Source organism: Flavobacteriales bacterium, assembly GCA_025210805.1.
Classification (GTDB): domain Bacteria; phylum Bacteroidota; class Bacteroidia; order Flavobacteriales; family CAJXXR01; genus JAOAQX01.
In genome coordinates this window covers 101,508-119,868 of record JAOAQX010000006.1, presented here as the reverse complement: position 1 = coordinate 119,868, position 18,361 = coordinate 101,508, and the positions used below count along the sequence as shown (strand labels likewise).

Genomic DNA, 18,361 nt, shown 5'->3' with positions numbered 1-18,361 from the left:
TATCGACACATTGCTAAAAATCAATTGTAAGCATAGGGAAATTAGACGATTCTTTTTGTCTGATGCCGATACATTACGAAAGTTTAATGATGAACCCAATGAAATAAGTGTACAATTAGTAAGTAATCGGTATAATTGCCTTAATTTTGGAAAAATAAAAGAAATATATTATGCTTAGAAAAATAACCCTATTCGGTTGGCTAGTAGCCATCTTATTCTCATTTAATTCTTGTGAGGAACTTAAATCTATTGCAAACCTTGCTACAAATTGTTCTTATAAAGTAGACAATGTAAAAGGATATAAGATTGCAGGTTTAGACGTAGGAAATAAAAGATCTGTTAAGGATTTTGGTATTATGGACGGAATTAAGCTTACGTCATTATTGGTAACCAAAGAATTGCCTATAGAAATGGTCGTAAATGTAGGAGTTGATAATAAAGGTAGTGCTTCCACAATAAGTGGTTTAGACTGGATTGCACTTATAGATGGAAAAGAAATGATAAATGGAGTGATTGATCAGCCAGTACATATTCCTGCTAACGGACACGGACAGATTCCATTGACCGTAAAGGCCGATTTATTTAAGGTATTTTCTGGAGAAAGTGGAACTAAAATTTTAGAAACTGCCCTAACACTTCTTGGAGTGCCAGCGAATAATGGACAAAGTGCTCAATCATCAAAATTGAGTTTCAAACTAAGACCTTCGTATAATATTGGAGGAATGGTACAACAACATCCTACATATATCACGATCAATCCGTAATTTCATTATGAAAATAAACGCCAAAGAAGTCTCGACAAAAGAACTACACGGACTCCTTCTTGGAGGTGTGGGTCCTCGTCCTATTGCCTTAGCTAGTACCGTAGATGCTGATGGAACGCCCAATTTAAGTCCATTTAGTTTTTTCAATGTATTTAGTGCCAATCCGCCAATATTGATATTTTCTCCTGCCCGAAGAGTAAGAGATAATACCATAAAACACACCTTAGAAAATGTGTTAGAACACCCAGAAGTGGTAATCAATATTGTAAATCATGCTGTTGTAGAACAAATGTCGCTCTCTAGTACCGAGTATGGAAAAGGCGTAAACGAATTTGAAAAAGCAGGATTTACGGCTATCGAATCTGAAACGGTACAACCTCTTAGAGTAGCAGAATCGCCTATGCAAATAGAATGTAAGGTGATAGAAGTGAAAGAACTGGGTCAAAATGCAGGAGCAGGAAATCTGATTATCTGTGAAGTAACCACTATTCATGTGGATGACCGAGTACTGGATGAAAATGGAAAAATTGATCCATTTAAAATCGATCTTGTAGCTAGAATGGGAGGAAATTGGTATTGTAGAGCCAATGATGAAGCCCTTTTTGAAATTGAAAAACCCATTGCTTCCAAAGGAATAGGGATCGATCAATTACCAAAAGAAATAAAAGAATCTGGATTTTTAACAGGAAATGATCTTGCTCGTCTTGCTAATGTTGAGGCGATTCCTTCCCAAGAAGAACTTGCTCAATGGGAAAAAAATTCGGAAATTAGCGGTTCGCTTTCAACAGAAGAAGCGCATTTGCTTGCCAAAGAGCTCCTTGCAGGAAACAATGTGCAAGATGCTTGGTACACGCTACTTAAAAATTTGTAACTAAAAACAACGAAATATGGAACCATTAAAAGTAATTGGTAAACTTAAAAGAATTAATAATGTACAACAGATTACTGATACATTTAAAAAGAGAGAATTTGTAATCGTAACAGATGAGCAATATCCACAAACTATTGGAATAGAGCTTGTACAGGATAAAGTAACCTTGATTGACGAATTTAAGGAAGGAGAAATCATTGAAGTATTTTTCAACCTAAGAGGTCGTGAGTGGCAAAAAGATTCAAATTCGGAAATTAAAGTATTTAATACGCTTACTGCTTGGAGAATCCAAAAAGTGCAAACAGGTGCTCCAGCAGCTGCACCATCAAGTGCACCACAAGGAGAGGCTAGTAATGATGTAGATGACGATTTACCGTTTTAATAACTAACTTTTCATGAGTTATGAGTGGTAAACATTTGCTATTCAAGGCTTATTGAGATTTTTATTGGTATTCTAGATATCAAAAAACACATTTAAACCACTTAAAAATCAACATTTATTTTTAAGTGGTTTTTTTTGAGGAAACTTGAAAATGGGAAAAAACAAACTAAAAAAATTTGCAGAAATGGAAACATTTCCGCATGTAGTACAGCCAAGTAGAGAAGAGCTCACCGAAGGGAGATTTGATTTTAAAGGAAATTGGCTGAAGAAAATGTTTAAAAACGATCATCCGATTGTTCTTGAATTAGGTTGTGGGCGGGGCGAGTATTCTGTTGCTTTGGCAGAACGCTTTCCAGAAAAAAACTTTATCGGAATTGATATCAAAGGTTCTAGAATGTGGCAAGGTGCTACTCAAGCCATTGATAAAAAACTAGATAATGTGGCATTTCTTAGAATAAAAATTGAAGATATTGCCTATTGTTTTGGAAGTGGAGAGGTGAGCGAGATTTGGATTACCTTTCCTGATCCTCAGATTAAGTTTAGAAGACGTTCCAAACGACTTACACATCCTGATTTTTTGAAGAAATACCACCAATTTCTCCAAAAAGATGGACGCATACATCTAAAAACTGATTCTGCGTTTTTACATGGATTTACTATGGGAGTGATAGAGCTTGAAAATCATGAAGTGATTGATGCATCACATGATGTTTACAAAATGAGAAAAGATAATGAGCTTTTGATGAATATCAAAACCTATTATGAAGAGCTTTTTCACAGTAAAGGTTTTCCTATTACTTATGTACAATTTAGGTTGAATTATTGAGTAGAATGGAAAAAACCTTCCCCGAAAAAGTTTATGAAATTGTGAAGCAAATACCCCAAGGAAGAGCTACTTCTTATGGTGCTATTGCCCGATGTTTGGGAGCTCCAAGATCTTCTAGAATGGTGGGTTTTGCTATGAATCAGGCACATAATAAACCCGAAATTCCTGCCCACCGAGTGGTCAATAGAAATGGTTTGCTCACTGGAAAACACCATTTTTCTACCCCCGATGAAATGCAAAAAAAGCTTGAAAACGAAGGAATCACAGTAGTGGAGGATCAAATACAGGATTTTAAAACGGTTTTTTGGGATCCAAATGTGGAAATCTCTTAAAACAAACATTCTCTGTTTCAAAAAGATAATTTTTCTTCTCAAAAAAAACACTTTGGAGTCATTATTTTTTCTATAAAACTATCCTCCATTTTCAAAAAAGCCTTTATATTTGCACCACTCTCAAAGTATGCCTTGGTGGCGGAATTGGTAGACGCGCTGGATTCAAAATCCATTTGAGTCCGTTTGAAATAATCACTTGCCGAAGTGGTGGAATTGGTAGACACGAAGGATTCAAAATCCTTTGCTTTCGGGCGTGCGGGTTCGAGTCCCGCCTTCGGTACTCACTTTTAATTAACCTCATTTTCTCTTAGAATTTGAGGTTATTTTTTTGGAAGTGACAAACAATTATGACAAACAGTGACAAACTTCCTCAATTTTCTGACAAACAAATTATGATAAAGAACGAATGTTTGTTACAAAGATACAAAACATTATTTTTTGAAATTGTCAATATTGCGTTCTAAATCGGTTAATAATTTTTTCTGCAAAAAGCTCTTTCGCTGACTTTCTATAACGGGATGTTCAAAGCCTTTCTCTCTATAAACTTTTGAGAATATTGTGTTTTTTACAATTAGGGTATCAAACTCATTTTTAAACTCCTCTTTTTGTTCAATACCTAGTTTGGTATATCTTTCATCAGAAAGTTCATTTAAATACCTTGAAAAAGCCTTTTTACGTTGATTTAACTCCTCTACTTTCTTCTGATTATCGCTTTTCTGTTTGTTCTTTTGTTTGTCATTTTCTATTTGCTCTTTGAAATATCAATTTTCTAATGCCTTTAAGATATATCAAGCCTGATTTTTTACATTAGATTGATTAAAGTAGTTTTCACAATACTTTAAACTTTCTTCGATGTATTGGGGTTCGTATTTCTTTAAAAGGTTGGTTTCAATCATTTCTGTAGTAATGTTATATTTTTTCAATTTATCAACCCATTTAGGCAATACCTTTTCGCTATCATCCAATTGTAATAATTGTTTTGCTTGTGATACCTTTGGTTTATTGCTCAAGTTGGTTGATATATAAAATCTGATTTTTTCTACAGTTTTCTTTCAAGGTTTCTTTATTTCATCAAACGTAAAAGCAATATCTGTATGCTTAAATAAGTCTTTTTGAGCTTGCTCAATAATTCTCTTTTTAAAATTATAATAACGATCATATTTTTGCTCTACACCCAAAATCTCTTTTAACTCCTCTACATAGAAAGTTCTTTCTCTTATTCCTTCAAAAGATTTAAGAAGTTCATACATACGAATAGAATTTGCACTACTGATATTAAGAACGTTTTTCATATCGTACATTAGAAAACGGTTCTTTAGTCTTAATAAATAAGGCTTTAAATCGGGATGAAAAGTTGCTTCTACAACTCCAGTTCCATCAATATTATATTTAAAGGAGCTTACTAAAGAAGTCTTGAATATTTTTTGCTTCCCTTCCTCCTCTAGTGGAATTTTCACTACCTTTTTGAGTAACCTATCCGTCGTTAATTCGAGCTCTTTATAGATGTTTTTATTCTTTATATTGAATGTGTCAATAAAGTCTTTTAAGGGTATCTTATAGGTTTTAAAATCTTCATCATCGTTAGAAATTCAAGAAACCATTATTGTAAACAATCTTATTTCTGTTATCGAGAAATCCAATCTCGCATTTACTAAATAATGACTCTTTTTTACAATGTTTTTTGTTTTTGACATTTTTTATTTTTGGTATATAAAAACTACATCCTAAAACAATTGTAGTTTTTTGAAGTAGTTTTTCAATATAATTTTCACAAAACCTTATAATTGTAGCTATTAACCCTAGAAATGTAGTTATTCAGGTATTAAAATGTAGTTATCTACCCTAAATATGTAGTTTTTGACCCTATTTTTGTAGTTTTCATTATCTTAAAACCCTTATATCAAGCTACTTTTGCTTACCTGTAAGTATTTAAGCTTTATAAGTATACACAACACTTCAATTCTAACTTAATAAAGGGTTAATAAAGTCTCTATTTTCTTGTTGTTGTGATATTTTTCCCTTTATTTCAAAGATTTTTTAATTTTTATTGGGACTCCTCCGCCCGAAAAACTACAATTTTAGGGTTGCTTTATTAAGCCTTTATTAACTAAACACGAATCACACCAAAAGAAAATAACAGAATAGCAACAGCTACTAAAATGAGAATGGCGTAGAATAATACCTGATAGGTAGAAAGAGCTACTTTTACTTTTAGAAGTTCTCCATACATCCCTACTCTCGAATTTTCTAATTCTACAACCTTTAATTCGTTAACCTTTGATTGTTGTTTATAGATTTCAACATAACCTGTAAACTCCTCTATTTTTCACTCTAAGGTTTTGTTTTGAATTTGTAACTCATAATTTTCTTTTAAGAGCATTTGATTCTCTTCAATACTTTTGGTGCTTTGTTTTGTTTTTTCATCCAATTGAGACTCCTCTTCTTCTTCATTATCATCATCAAGTTTTTTCCCCATTCTATTGGCTAATAACTCCAAATCATTTAATAGAATATAACTCCCCTTTCCATTTTTATTCATTTTAGAATGTAGCTGAATCCCTTCTTTTTTTATCCGCTTATAAAAGGTAGGTGCAGATGTTTTAAGCATAGAGATTGCTTCGGTAACACGTATCATTTTTACCCTAAAAAATAAAAACTTCCATAAAGATATCGCTCTGTTCTTTTCGATACTTTTTTAACCTTTTTAATACTTTATTTTGTTTATTAAACGGTTAATTAAAGCTTAATAAGAAAATGATGCCAACTTAATTAACTATACTTAGAATACTAAGTAATAAGTAATATTCAAGTGGTTTTTAGAGTTAATTTTTCTTTATAAAGCTATTATTAAGGGTTACTTAAATACCATTATTTCTTTATTAAAGATTAATAAATGATTTATAAACACCTAATGTATTTTGCCTATATAAGTCATAGTAGAGGAGTTTTAATCTTTATAAATATTAATTAATCTTTTTTCAAGTATTTATTAACCATTTATTAAGTAGAGGAGTGTTGTATATCTATACTTTACTCTATACTTTGGTTATATACTTAGATAAACAACAAACCCAGTAATGATAAGGGGTATGCAATGACTCGTAACCTAAATAATATAATTAAATATTATTTTTCTTTCTTTAACGAAAAGAGAGGAGTCTTTTCTTTTAAAGAATTCTTAATCAATCATCATTTTATTATAATGTTCTTGATTGAGTGTGTTAAATATGATTTCAAATGAATCAAATAAATCTTGATTGGAGGCGTTATGAATCCTTTGATAATATAAATTATCTAATGGATATACCCCATGACTTGCATCATTAATTTCAGAAATTAAAGCACTTGTAATATTAAAACTTGGAGTCGATGAGTCTATATCTGAGATTGAACTCCAACTATCAGAACCGTGACCAATAAAACTGGCATACGATTCTAGGATTCTTCTCATTGTGTTATAGATTGTAATTTTATGCAATGAGTTATTTTCATTTTTAAGATTTTTTAATGAATCCCATAACATAAAATAATCATTTTTAATAAAGCATTTTTGCCCTTTTGTCTCGATATGGGAATCGTTCCCAAGTTTTGTTATATGATAATGATTCCTTTCTAAGCAAATTGGTCTGAAATCAAGGGAAACCTCTTTGTAGAAATAAACATTATGAGAAAGAATAAATATCTGTTCTAAGTACTGATTTTCTAATTCTCTTTTTTCAGGTCTACTAGAGCCTTTTTGTCTTATTAATTTTTGTATTAAAGTAGAAACAATAAATAGAATTTGATTATCCATACTGGATACAGGGTCATCTATAATTAATATTTTTTTCTTATTGTTTTCGGTTTCAAAATTTCCTTTACAAGTTTCCGAAAAATACAAAAATGCTATAAAATTTTTTTCTCCTTCACTTAGTGATTTGAATACATTATTTGAACCTTCTCTATCTAAATAGTATGTGTTTTCTGAGCCTACTGTTTCTTTAATAGTAAAACCTGTAAACCCACTTAATTCTAGTGTATTATTTATACTTTCTACAGCATCACTTGTATTAATGGTAGTTTGTCTTAATTCGACAATATTTGAATTAAATGTACTAATTTTAGCAATGGTTCTCTCTTTAGAATTATTTATACGTTCTACTAATTTATTTATTTTCAATATTTCATTGTCAGAATCTGCTATTTCAGAAAGACATTCTTTTGCCATATACAACCAAATCTTATCAATTAATTCATTTCTATGACTTTCAATATTATCAACTTCCTGATTATGAGTTATTAAGTTATAATTGATTTTTAAGAATCTAATGTAAAAATTCTTAATTGAGGTTATACTTTTACGTTCATTAGTCTTTAGCAGTTTTTCTTCTATTTCTTTAATGTTATTATTAAAGAATGTTGTTAAATCAGCGTGTAAATTACTTACTGAATTATCTATGTTATAATCAGATGTCAACTCCTGCAACTTGCTAATTAAAGCGGTTTTTAGCTGATTATATTGTGTAAGGATATTTGAAATCTCATTCTTTTTCTCTAAATAGGTTTTGTCGAAATATTGCTCAAGTTTCGATTTAAAAGACTGATCTATAGTTTTCTTTTGACAAAATGGACAAATATCTTCTTTAATTGTTTTTCTTCCTTCATCAACCCAAGAACTTATATTTAGTTCATCTATCAAATTGGCTATATCAACATCATTATTTCCAATTATTATTTCTGAAAGTAGAGTGTTTATTTTACTTTCAATTTTTAGAATTTGAAAAAAATATTCAAAACCTATTTCTTTAGTTATTTTAGTTATTTCGTTTTCAAAGTATCTTTCATATCCTTGAGTTAATTCAGAAATAGTAATGTCATTTTCATTAACTTGAGATAATAAATTTCTTATTTCTTCAACAAATCTTTTTTTACTTCCACTATGCTTTAGTGGAATTTTATGGAAATCCTTAAAAAGAAGTCTTTTTGTAAAACAAAATTGTAATAATTCGTTCTCTTTCGATTTTATTCTTTGTTGATTTTTATCTAATAATTTTACTAAAGTTTCATTTAGGAAAATTTCTTTAGCAGTTTTTTTATCATTAATCAATTGTATTTGTTGTTCAATCTCATCATTTTGCTCGTTCAATGAGAATATTCCTTTTAATTTATCTTTTTCTATGAAATTTCTTGAAATAAATTCTTGGTTATACACTAAAATATCATGTGTGTCTTTATTAAAACCTTCTATTAAACAATTCGAAAATATATCTGATTTATTATCATCTTCTAAACTTTCGTTATAAAATAATCTCCCAATTGTAGATTTACCAGTTCCATTGTAACCAAAGAAGAAGTTTACCTTTTTAAGGTCTAGAATTTCAACTGAATTGTTATACGAAGCAACATTGTCTAGTTTTATTTTTGTTATCATTAGGATTTATGAGAATAGAATTATAAAGATATATCGACCCTAAATATACCAATAATACATAACAAAGGTTGAGCATAAAGAGAAAATTTGTTGCATTTTTCTTACACACAAATATCTTAGACGTTGCAATTTAAAATTCAACCAAAACAAAAAATGAATACATTATTTCGTGCCTACGGAAATTGGAAATTATCCAACCGTTTTAAATGATTTTTTAGAAATGATTTAGGAAAGCATATTTATGTAACTGGGAAAAGTGGAAGTGGTAAAAGTGAGTTTCTAAAGGCTTTCTTTTATCTATTGCAAAAGAGGAGTGCCAAGAAGAAAAATCTTAGTTTAGTGTTTATCGACCCACATGGAGACGTAGCCAAAGAAATAAGAAATTTTTATGCCAATGACGATAATAATAGGGTAGTGTATATAGACCCTTTTTTAGATTCTGAATATACACCTGTAATAAATCCGTTTCAGATAGAGAAAACGGATGAACATAGTATTGATATTACTACCCAGTATTTGGTAGCCGTTTTTAAGGAATTATTACCATCTGCTCAATTCTCTCATAATATGGAAGCGGTGCTTTATCCTTGTATATCAGTTTTACTCAAAAAATGAGATGCTTCTTTGTGAGATTTACAACGTTTTATGAATGATGAAGCCAATAAAGATTTGGTTCAATGGGGAGTTCAAAGTAACAATCCACAAGAATCACAATTCTTTGCAACCGAATTTCATAACAGTATTTACAATATTACCAAAGCCAGTTTACAAACCAAATTGCAAAGTATTCTTAATAAGCCAAGCTTCTATCGTTTGGTAACAGGAGAAAATACGCTTTCCATTCAGAAAGAAATGCAAAAATGAAGCATTCTTATCTTCAACCTTGCTAAAGGTTATTTGGGAACAGAAACTTCTCAAATTTTTGGTCGCTTTGTAGTTGCCATTATTCAAAGTATCGCCCAAAATAGAATTAAGCAACCTAAGAGATTTAGAAAAAAATGTTATTTGTTTATTGATGAAGCTCAAAACTACATCAGTCCTAGTATTGATATCATTTTAAAGGAAGCAAGAAAGTTTGGGGTTTATCTAGTTTTAGCTAATCAGAATGTAACAGATATAGAGCCTAGTAGATTGTTGCAAAGTTTATTGAATAATACGGATATAAAAGTTATTTGAAGGAATGGAAACAAATCGTTATCAATCCTGTCAAAAGAAATTGGAGTAAAATCTCATGAATTAGAAGCCATGAAAAGTTTTGAATTTATGTATAAAATTGGAGATGGAACACCATTAAGATTTAAGGGGACAATGGCACTTAATAAACCTTTTTTAAGGTTAACAAGAGAGGGGGTTAATAAACTTAAAAAACGCATATTGAAGCGTTTTTATAGGAAGATAGAAATTCCGCAAATAAGAAAGAAACATCAAAAAGAAAAGCCAAAATTCCCACTTAATTAAGTACTTTTAAAAATCGAAAACAAAACTTATGCAGTCTTTATCGCCTACAAAAACCAACATTCTTATTGCTCTTGCGAAGTTCAAATTCTTGACCATTTCTCAAATGGTTCAACTAAAGGTTGCTACTCAAAGAACAAACATAAATACCAACTTAACAAAACTTAAAAATGGTAGAGGAGCTTTAATCGGAGAAATTCCTTTTCCTTTTGTGCCAAATCATGGTAGAGCCGAAACCTTGTATTTCCTTAAACCAAAAGCCAAAGAATTATTGGTAGAGGAGTATATATTAGAGGAAGATAAAATAAAAGTTCCTAAAGGTTCTACTACGGTTTTTACTCGTGATTATTTTCATAGAAAATATACTATTGGTTGTATAATAAACCAATACTTACAACTTCAAAAAGAAGGTGGTTCGCTATTGTGGTTTGACTATTATTTTGACAAATTGGTAAAATCTCAAAATGGAACTAGGGCAAAAAACAAAGTCAATTTAAAGAATGGTAATTATATGATTCCCGATGCTATTTTTATGACAGAAACTGCAAAAGGAGAAAAAAGGCTTTGGCTTTTTGAAATGTTTTGCGACAAAGGAATAAAACGCCCTTATGAAACTTTACTTAAACATCGTGAAGCTCTTATTGAAGGTTCGGCAAGTATCAAATACAATTTCGATAAAGCAAACAGGGTGCTTTGTGTTTTTGAACACGAAAGTGTTTTAAAATCTGTTAAAGAAAAATTTGAACAGGATGAAGATTTTGAGGGTTTTAGAGTGTATTTTGTTTTTGAGAATTGGCAAAGTATATAAGTTATGAAACTAAAGAAAAATCAGCATTATGTTTGGAAACATTATTTAAAACCATGGACTAACAATGAACAAATTTGTTGTTTACGAAACAATAAATTTTTATTTACAACAAATAGCAAAAATGTAGCAGTTCGAAAGTTTTTTTATGAGTCTACAAAGTTAACTGATATTGATAATAAATTTATTGAAGGTCACTTAAAACAATATCATCCTTCTGCTTTCCAAAGTTTAAACCGATTAATCTCGATGTATGATAAGACTACAAATTGGGATGAATATTTGCAAAAGTGTGGATTAGAAGATTTTCATGGAATAGTTGAAACCAATTTTATCCCTTTACTAGATAAGATATATAAAGACGATTTATCATTCTTAAAAAATACGGAAGATTTGAATCAATTTAGTTTTTTCATAGGGTGTCAATATATGCGAACCAATAAAATGAAAAAAGCCATTTTAGGAAGCCTTGATTCCTTTAAAAAAACATCAAATGTATCAATGCCAGATTATTATCATAGCTTGAATTTTCAAGGGATTGCTGATGTTATTTTGTTATTTCAATCTGATATCATTGGTAATTGGATTTTTTCAAATGGTTATGTACAAATAATAAATAACTGTACTGATATAAATTTTATTACAGGAGACCAACCTGTAATAAATGTTAAAAGTGATAAAGACGAAAAAGGAATCCCTATGGGATTTGAATTATACTATCCTATATCTCCAAGCAAAGCTCTGTACATTCAAAATAAAGATATAAAAGAGCGAAAAGTGTGTATAACAGAAGAATCGAAAATAAGGTTCTTAAATGATAAAATACATAATCATCATCAAGAACAAATATTTGCGAAACATGAATCCGATTTGGAGCAGTATATGGAATAATTACAACCCAAATCTAGGCTTTTCTTTCTTTTGAGCATCATTATTTTCTTCTCCATGCTTACCATAATAAGACAATGAAGCAGTTTTGATGGTTTCAAAATTATTTGGTACATCCAACAATTCATCCGAAACTTTAAATTGTAAGAATTGATCATTGGAGTTAAACCAAAAATGATAATTAGGTGTAGCTTTTAAGTCCATCATAGGAATATCCGAAATACTACTAACTATTTGTAGGGTTTCTTTGCTGTTCGAGTTTCCAACAAAAAATGCCCCAACGTTACTAAGTGTTGTTTCTTCTATGCTACCAAGTTGTTTGCTATAAGAGCGTGAATAACTTTCTGAATTTTCCTTTATTGACACCTTTTGCTACATTCATCCTTAAAATATTTTATGATATCATTTAAGTCATTATATTTAATTTTATCAAAACCACTGTATCGATAAAAGATATCTTTATTTCCATTATAAAAAAACACAAATTGATCTCCGTTTTCCATAACAATTCTACCTTCTTTATTATAAGAGCCTAACCAGTCTTTTGCCGTTTTAGGCATTGTTGATTTTTCAAGATTGATATTACAATCGCATGGTGTTTCTTGATATGAATAATCGTTTGAATTATCTGTAGCAGGATAGAACCCTTCATCATCTTCAGGATAATATCCTTTCTTGGTAATATACCATGCTGATTTTTTAATAGCCTCTTCCCTATAATAGTATCTTCTTTTTCCTCTTTCTAAAATATTAAATTTACCTGATAAACCACCTTTGTAATAACGAGCTACAATACCATCAGAATATGTATGAGTATATTCTGTATCTAAAAAAACTTTAGACGATTTTGTTGATACAATTTTTGGATATCCATTTTGTTTCAAAAATCGTTCATTTTCTTGTTCTTCTTTCTCTAAAATAGCTTTTTGTTTATCAGAATAGGATATAAATTCACCTAAGTGGTTAATAATAATTTCTTGATTATCTTTATTGATAACAGTAGCTTGTTTATTGTTAAATGGAGAAATAACTTCTTTAAATAGATGCTCCGTGACTCTTCTACCATCCTTATCTACAAAAGCAAAAAATCCATTGTCGAATTTTATTGATTGCCTGTTTTCTGATAATTTACCAAATGAAACATTTATACCCTTAAATAATTTTGCATTATAGAAGTTATTTTTCATTTCAAATTGAGCAAATATAAAATCTCCTAAAGGAATGCCCTCATTATATGTTCCTTGTAAGAGATAGAGTTTATTGTCTATTATCTCCAAACCTTCACCTTTTCCATTAGGTTTTCCATTTACAATACTGCCTGTCCAATACATCTCTTTTAAGGCCTGCACTTTGTTATTGGGATAATAATATCTTAAAATTATTTTTGAATGTGAAATTGAGTTATAATCTTTGTGAGTTAATGCTTTAATAAGATTGTTAAAATGATTTTCTTTAATTTCCTTTTTGGTATGGTCTTGAGCTGATAACAAAAAACTATTTAAAGCTGTAAAAAGGCTCAATAAAAGTATCTTTGAAAATATATTGCTCATGGTTTTTTTCTTAAATATGGAAAAACAATAGGTTATTTTAATTTAAAGGTAATTGGAAGAGAGTAGTTTATTCGAACAGGAACATTTCTTTGTTTTCCTGGTATCATCTTTGGTAATAAGGAGACAATACGTATAGCTTCTTCTTTTAAAACACCGTGATTACCTCTTAGCACTTTTATATTCTCAACATATCCATATTTACTTATTTCAAACTGGATTATAATCCTCTCTTGAAGCTTTAAATCTATTGCCTTTTTTGGGTAAATAATATTTTCCCTAACATGTGACATAATGAATTGATTAAAACATTTATCTCTATCACTTGCATTTTTACATTGGGAAACATAAGGTTTCTCTTCAATAACGGAAAAAGGAATAACTTTCTCCTGAGCTTGAACTTTTAATGAAAATAAACAAGTTATAATACTCACTGAAATTACATAAGCTTTCCTCATCATACGAACTCTTTAAATCCATTCAAAATTAAAGGTTATATCAAAATGTTTATGCACCTATTTAGTAGGTATTCGTGAAAGGTAAGAATCGTTTATTGAAGGTAAGAAGAATTAGTGTGAAGGGAAATCATAAGTTCTAAAAAGAGATATAAATACTACCCTTCATTTGCCAAAATAGCTATTTTTTTGAGGTGTGTTTTACCTATTTTAAGCGGTTTTTCTATAGAATTAACCTCTAAAACAACTTCATTATTTCGTGGCACATATCTAAGCAAGTAATTGATATTGATAATAAATTTTCTGTGAATTTTAACAAAATTAGTGGGTAGTAATGGCTCATAAAATCCCAAGTTTTTGGAACTCAACAAACTTGTACCATCGTTTTTTATAAAATTAGAATAATTATCAGATGCTTCTATATAGGCTATTTTATCATAATCTAAGAAATGAGTATCAGGACTGGTTTTGATTTTTAATTGTTTACTAGTTTCAAGGTGCTTTTGCTCAAATCGTGATAAAGCTTTCTGTAGTTCTAAGGCATTTATTGGCTTTTGTATAAAATACAAAACATCATTATTAACGGCATCTATAGCATAGTTACTGTGTGCTGTAGTAACTATAATAGGTGGTAATTGATGGTATAGCTTTCGTAATTCAGTAACTAAATCAAAACTATTTTCTTCTGCTAATTCTATATCTAAAAAAAGAAGGTGTGGTTTCTTTTCAATGATACAAGAAATACCGTCTTCAATATTCGTAGAGTGTCCAACAAAACAATAATTATTGTGCTTCTTCAAAGCATTTTGTAGATTTTTAAATGCCCCTTTTTCATCTTCAATAATCACATAATTATATCTCATAATTGTAATTTTTAGGAATTTGTATGCTCACTTTTGTTCCTTTTTCTTTTTCACTCTTTACTTCAAATATCGCTTTTTTTGAGTTGTGTGCGTTTAATTGAGTAAACAATTTTTGATAAGCAGAGATACCTATTCCAGTATCATTATTAGATGAATTTACAAATCCTTTTCCTGTATCTTTAATTTGCACGTTTATAGTATTATTTTCTTCAAACAAGCTTATACAAATATCTCCTCCATCTTTTTTCCCTTTTATACCATGTTTTATGGCATTTTGAACCATATTTAAAAGTAACAATTTGGGTAAAGGTATTTTCCCATCTACATGATTATCTATTCTAAAAGTTAATGGCTCAAACAGATTTTGCTGTTTTAATGTTAGCAAATTCTTTGCTTGTTCCAGTTGAACTTTAATATTTTCAGTTGCTTTGTCGTTATCCAATGAACTCTGTGTAATCTGTAAAAGCTTTATTAGATTGTTGTATGTTTTCGGTTCTTTGTCTTGGATATCAGTACTTATTCCACTTAAAATATTTTTTATTTCATGTGGTTCTAGTTGTCCAATAATATTGGAAAGTTCCATTTTGGTAATACCTCTTTTAAAAGAATCTATTTCTTGTTGATGTTTTATTTTATCTATTTTCTCCTTTTGTTTTTTTCGATAGAGGAGGAATAAACTACCTAATGCCACTATGATTAAACCACCTATTGCCGAATAGGTATAATGTCGTTGTTTTTGGATGTTTAATTCTGATTTTTGGTTTTCTATTGTTAATTGTTGGATATCGTTTTCTTTTTGAGCTGTTTGGTATTTGGTTTCAGCATCGCTAATTTTCGTTAAGTATTCTGATTTGTTGATAGAATCCTGTAGGGTTTTATATTTTTCAAATAGTAGTTCGTCCTTTTCTTTGTTAGTAAGTGCTATTCTCAACAGTTTTTCTACGACATCTGCTTCTGAAAATACATCTTTAGACAATTGGAAAATGTGGTATGCTTTTTCATAATAGGTTTTTGCTTGAACGTTATTTTTAGTAGCAACATATACATCTCCTAAAATCATATAGTTTATAGCTATGCCTCTATCATTTTCGTTTTCTTTCTCCAACTCGATAGCTTTGTTTGCATACTTAATAGCTTTTGTATAGCGTCCTTTTCTTTTATTAATATTGGCTGTTTGAGAATACACAAAGGGTAAAGAATGGATGAAGATATCGGTTCTGTCTAAAAGTTTCTGATTGAATGCATCAGCCTTTTCTATTTGGTTGGATTGGATATAGAAATCAGTCACATTGGTTGCAGTTTGAAAGTAGGTTCTTTTGTCTCCAAATTGTTCTACAATATTCAGTCCTTGTAAGTAATACTGTTCTGCTTTTTCAAAGTCTTTTACTTCTTCAAAACTAATAGCCAAATTTGAATACAACACTCCTAATGTTTCATTTTCTTTATCATCTTTTAGCAATTCTATTCCTTTGAACAAGTAATCATTACAGGTTTCGTAATCTCCCAGTCGTCTCAATGGTCCAGCAATTGCAGCGTATGATTTTAATAATGTTGCTGTATTATTGATTTTTTCATTATAGGCTATTGCTTTTTTATAGTGTGCCAAACTACTATCCATAACGCCAGCCTGATAGTAATAGATTCCTAAATTATGATTAATACTACCTATGGACTTAAAATGGTTGGTATTTAGCGTATCGAGTACATTTTGTAAAAGATATACATAAATGCTTTTGAACTTATCTTTGTTTCCCTCTAAGTAGTAAGTTAAAGCAAGGTTTTGATGACTTTCAATATTTTCACCATCAAGATCAAGGCTTTTGAGGTAGTATTTTCTTGCTTCTAAAAAATCATTAGATAACAGTGTTTTCCCTATTCGGTTGTTGAGTTTGATTTTTACAGAATCGATATTGGTTTTAGATAATTCATTTTTTAGGCTATCTATCTCGGTATTTTGAGAAAAAGCAATATAGCCATATAAAAGACTAATAATTAGGAACAAGTATTTCATGTTATCGATTTCTTTAAATTGCAATTTAAAGGAAATCATACATTATCTTTCATCAATATATTAAGAGTTATTAAAAACATACTTGAATCAAGTAAACGACCATAGGAAATTATCTAAAGTCCAAACTTCGGCTTTTCTTTCTTTTGAGCATCATTGTTTTCTTCTTCATGCTTACCATAATAAGACAATGAAGCAGTTTTGATGGTTTCAAAATTATTTGGTACATCCAACAATTCATCCGAAACTTTAAATTGGAAGGATTGATTATTGGAGTTAAACCAAAAATGATAATTAGGTGTAGCTTTTAAATCCATCATAGGAATATCAGAAATACTACTGATTTTTTGTAGGGTTTCTTTACTGTTCGAGTTTCCAACAAAAAATGCCCCAACGTTACTAAGTGTTGTTTCTTCTATGCCACCAAGCTGTTTGCTCATTTGGTTAGATAAAATAAGGCTTAAACGATACTTTCTTGCTTCTGTAAGTATGGTTTCCATACTTTTAGAAATAAAATTGTGGCATTCATCTACGGCTAAGTATATTTGTTTTCTTTCTTTTTCATTTTGCTTGAGTGCAAAATTTTTGATTTGTGAAATAAGTAATTTCCCGAAAGCTTGAGCGTGTTCTTCTCCAAATAGACCTTTATTCAAATTGAAAATGATAATTTTCTTTTCTTTAATAGCTTGAGAAAGATTAATCGTATTTGTGCCTGTTACACAATTATAGAAAACTCGTGAATTTAAGAGCGATTGTATCTTTGTGAAAATGGCACTTTTGGTTTGAGTGTACAAACCATCATTGAAATTCTCAAAAAACAACCTATGATGCTTTGCATTTTTTTTGGCTTCGCTCAATAGTTTTTTATCTCCTTTTATCAATTGTTGTAAATCTGATAAGGAACAATTTCCTTGCTTCAATAAAACAGAAATACAAGGCTCTAAAACGGCTTTCATATTTGTACTTAATTCATTCGGAAGAAGTTCTTCAAATACGGCTGTTAAGTTTTGAGCCAATAAGTCTATTTCTTGTTCACTTTTTCCTTCGCTAAACAAAGGATTGATAATTGGATATTTCTCTTCTTTTGAATGTAAGAACGGATCGAAGTAGAGGAGTCTTTGCGGTTGTTCGTCTTGTACAACTTGTGCAAATTGCTTTGCTAAATCTCCATGAGGGTCAACCAAGATTAAACAGTCTTCTGATTTTCTTGTGATATTGGTAAACAAAAGCTTCAATAGTTCCGATTTTCCACTACCAGTTTTCCCTACAATATAACTATGCCTATTAAGGTTTTCTTTCTTTAATGTTGCATCAATATCGCTTAGTAGAATATCTAACCCATTTAGATTATTGTTTTTAATTTCTTTAGAAAATGTTTGTAAGAAACTTTCAAAGGTTGGTTGCTTATTGGATGTGAAAATAGAAAGTTCAGTTTTGTCTTTTATATTAAAACATCTATATGGAGGAAAATAAGCATAATCCTCAACGTCTATTGAAGAAAATAACTGTGTATATTCTTCAAAAGTTATAAACCGTTGTTGTAATAGCTCATAATATAATTCAGGGATTTTTTCGGATTTAGATAAAAAGACTTCTATCTGTTTTACCCAAGATTGTAAAACCCAATTAAATTTTTCGTTACTTAATTTAACAATTTTCCCTAATTTTATAGGGCTATTTCCCACAATTTCAGATAAGTCTTTTTGGGAGATTACTTTGTATGGATTGAATTCAACTAACATATTACCAAATATA

21 protein-coding genes and 1 tRNA gene are annotated in these 18,361 nt (G+C 30.0%); 12 read left to right on the top strand and 10 right to left on the bottom strand.

What is annotated here, in order from left to right; translation table 11 throughout:
* Positions 1–170: 170 nt before the first annotated feature.
* From N4A45_03370 to N4A45_03345, 6 genes are all read left to right on the top strand, one after another.
* Entirely contained in the window at positions 171–764 is a 594-nt protein-coding gene (locus N4A45_03370) for an LEA type 2 family protein (GenBank protein ID MCT4664258.1), read from the top strand.
* Positions 765–771: 7 nt separating this feature from the next.
* Positions 772–1,635: a flavin reductase family protein gene (locus tag N4A45_03365; GenBank protein ID MCT4664257.1), complete on the top strand. Its 864-nt coding sequence runs from the start codon at positions 772–774 to the stop codon at positions 1,633–1,635.
* 16 nt (positions 1,636–1,651) lie between these two features.
* Positions 1,652–2,017: a DUF3127 domain-containing protein gene (locus N4A45_03360; GenBank protein ID MCT4664256.1), complete on the top strand. Its 366-nt coding sequence runs from the start codon at positions 1,652–1,654 to the stop codon at positions 2,015–2,017.
* A 151-nt stretch (positions 2,018–2,168) separates the two neighbouring features.
* Positions 2,169–2,843, top strand: a complete 675-nt coding sequence (gene trmB, locus N4A45_03355; protein MCT4664255.1) for a tRNA (guanosine(46)-N7)-methyltransferase TrmB — start codon at positions 2,169–2,171, stop codon at positions 2,841–2,843.
* Between the two features lie 5 nt (positions 2,844–2,848).
* Positions 2,849–3,175, top strand: coding sequence for an MGMT family protein (locus N4A45_03350; protein MCT4664254.1), 327 nt, complete (start codon positions 2,849–2,851; stop codon positions 3,173–3,175).
* 198 nt (positions 3,176–3,373) lie between these two features.
* A tRNA-Leu gene (locus N4A45_03345) sits at positions 3,374–3,455 on the top strand.
* Positions 3,456–4,227: 772 nt separating this feature from the next.
* Here the strand turns inward: N4A45_03345 and N4A45_03340 are convergent.
* From N4A45_03340 to N4A45_03325, 4 genes are all read right to left on the bottom strand, one after another.
* On the bottom strand, positions 4,228–4,764 hold the full coding sequence (locus tag N4A45_03340) for a replication initiation protein (GenBank protein MCT4664253.1): 537 nt from the start codon (positions 4,762–4,764) through the stop codon (positions 4,228–4,230).
* 518 nt (positions 4,765–5,282) lie between these two features.
* Positions 5,283–5,405: a hypothetical protein gene (locus tag N4A45_03335; protein MCT4664252.1), complete on the bottom strand. Its 123-nt coding sequence runs from the start codon at positions 5,403–5,405 to the stop codon at positions 5,283–5,285.
* Positions 5,406–5,501: 96 nt separating this feature from the next.
* Positions 5,502–5,810, bottom strand: a complete 309-nt coding sequence (locus N4A45_03330) for a hypothetical protein (GenBank protein ID MCT4664251.1) — start codon at positions 5,808–5,810, stop codon at positions 5,502–5,504.
* Positions 5,811–6,353: 543 nt separating this feature from the next.
* Positions 6,354–8,585: an AAA family ATPase gene (locus tag N4A45_03325; GenBank protein MCT4664250.1), complete on the bottom strand. Its 2,232-nt coding sequence runs from the start codon at positions 8,583–8,585 to the stop codon at positions 6,354–6,356.
* Positions 8,586–8,822: 237 nt separating this feature from the next.
* Between N4A45_03325 and N4A45_03320 the strand changes: the two genes are divergently transcribed.
* The 6 genes from N4A45_03320 (at position 8,823) to N4A45_03295 (ending at position 11,736) form a co-directional block, all read left to right on the top strand.
* The gene (locus N4A45_03320; protein MCT4664249.1) at positions 8,823–9,200 is read left to right on the top strand and encodes an ATP-binding protein; all 378 of its coding nucleotides are present in this window, start codon (positions 8,823–8,825) and stop codon (positions 9,198–9,200) included.
* Between the two features lie 30 nt (positions 9,201–9,230).
* On the top strand, positions 9,231–9,449 hold the full coding sequence (locus tag N4A45_03315) for a hypothetical protein (GenBank protein MCT4664248.1): 219 nt from the start codon (positions 9,231–9,233) through the stop codon (positions 9,447–9,449).
* Between the two features lie 33 nt (positions 9,450–9,482).
* Entirely contained in the window at positions 9,483–9,761 is a 279-nt protein-coding gene (locus N4A45_03310) for a type IV secretory system conjugative DNA transfer family protein (GenBank protein MCT4664247.1), read from the top strand.
* A gap of 69 nt (positions 9,762–9,830) precedes the next feature.
* On the top strand, positions 9,831–10,043 hold the full coding sequence (locus N4A45_03305) for a hypothetical protein (GenBank protein MCT4664246.1): 213 nt from the start codon (positions 9,831–9,833) through the stop codon (positions 10,041–10,043).
* Between the two features lie 28 nt (positions 10,044–10,071).
* Positions 10,072–10,848, top strand: coding sequence for a hypothetical protein (locus N4A45_03300; protein MCT4664245.1), 777 nt, complete (start codon positions 10,072–10,074; stop codon positions 10,846–10,848).
* A 3-nt stretch (positions 10,849–10,851) separates the two neighbouring features.
* Positions 10,852–11,736 (top strand): DUF4238 domain-containing protein, encoded by an 885-nt coding sequence (locus N4A45_03295; protein ID MCT4664244.1) that lies wholly within the window; start codon positions 10,852–10,854, stop codon positions 11,734–11,736.
* Here the strand turns inward: N4A45_03295 and N4A45_03290 are convergent, their stop codons facing one another.
* From N4A45_03290 to N4A45_03265, 6 genes are all read right to left on the bottom strand, one after another.
* Entirely contained in the window at positions 11,737–12,099 is a 363-nt protein-coding gene (locus N4A45_03290) for a hypothetical protein (GenBank protein MCT4664243.1), read from the bottom strand. It lies immediately after the preceding gene.
* Positions 12,090–13,283, bottom strand: a complete 1,194-nt coding sequence (locus tag N4A45_03285) for a hypothetical protein (protein ID MCT4664242.1) — start codon at positions 13,281–13,283, stop codon at positions 12,090–12,092. The genes N4A45_03290 and N4A45_03285 overlap by 10 nt, the downstream gene beginning before the upstream one ends.
* Before the next feature lie 32 nt (positions 13,284–13,315).
* On the bottom strand, positions 13,316–13,741 hold the full coding sequence (locus N4A45_03280) for an energy transducer TonB (protein MCT4664241.1): 426 nt from the start codon (positions 13,739–13,741) through the stop codon (positions 13,316–13,318).
* A gap of 152 nt (positions 13,742–13,893) precedes the next feature.
* Positions 13,894–14,598, bottom strand: a complete 705-nt coding sequence (locus N4A45_03275; GenBank protein MCT4664240.1) for a LytTR family DNA-binding domain-containing protein — start codon at positions 14,596–14,598, stop codon at positions 13,894–13,896.
* Complete coding sequence (locus tag N4A45_03270; GenBank protein ID MCT4664239.1) at positions 14,588–16,609, bottom strand: tetratricopeptide repeat protein; 2,022 nt, start codon at positions 16,607–16,609, stop codon at positions 14,588–14,590. The genes N4A45_03275 and N4A45_03270 overlap by 11 nt, the downstream gene beginning before the upstream one ends.
* Before the next feature lie 113 nt (positions 16,610–16,722).
* Positions 16,723–18,348 (bottom strand): ATP-binding protein, encoded by a 1,626-nt coding sequence (locus N4A45_03265; GenBank protein ID MCT4664238.1) that lies wholly within the window; start codon positions 18,346–18,348, stop codon positions 16,723–16,725.
* Positions 18,349–18,361 lie beyond the last annotated feature (13 nt).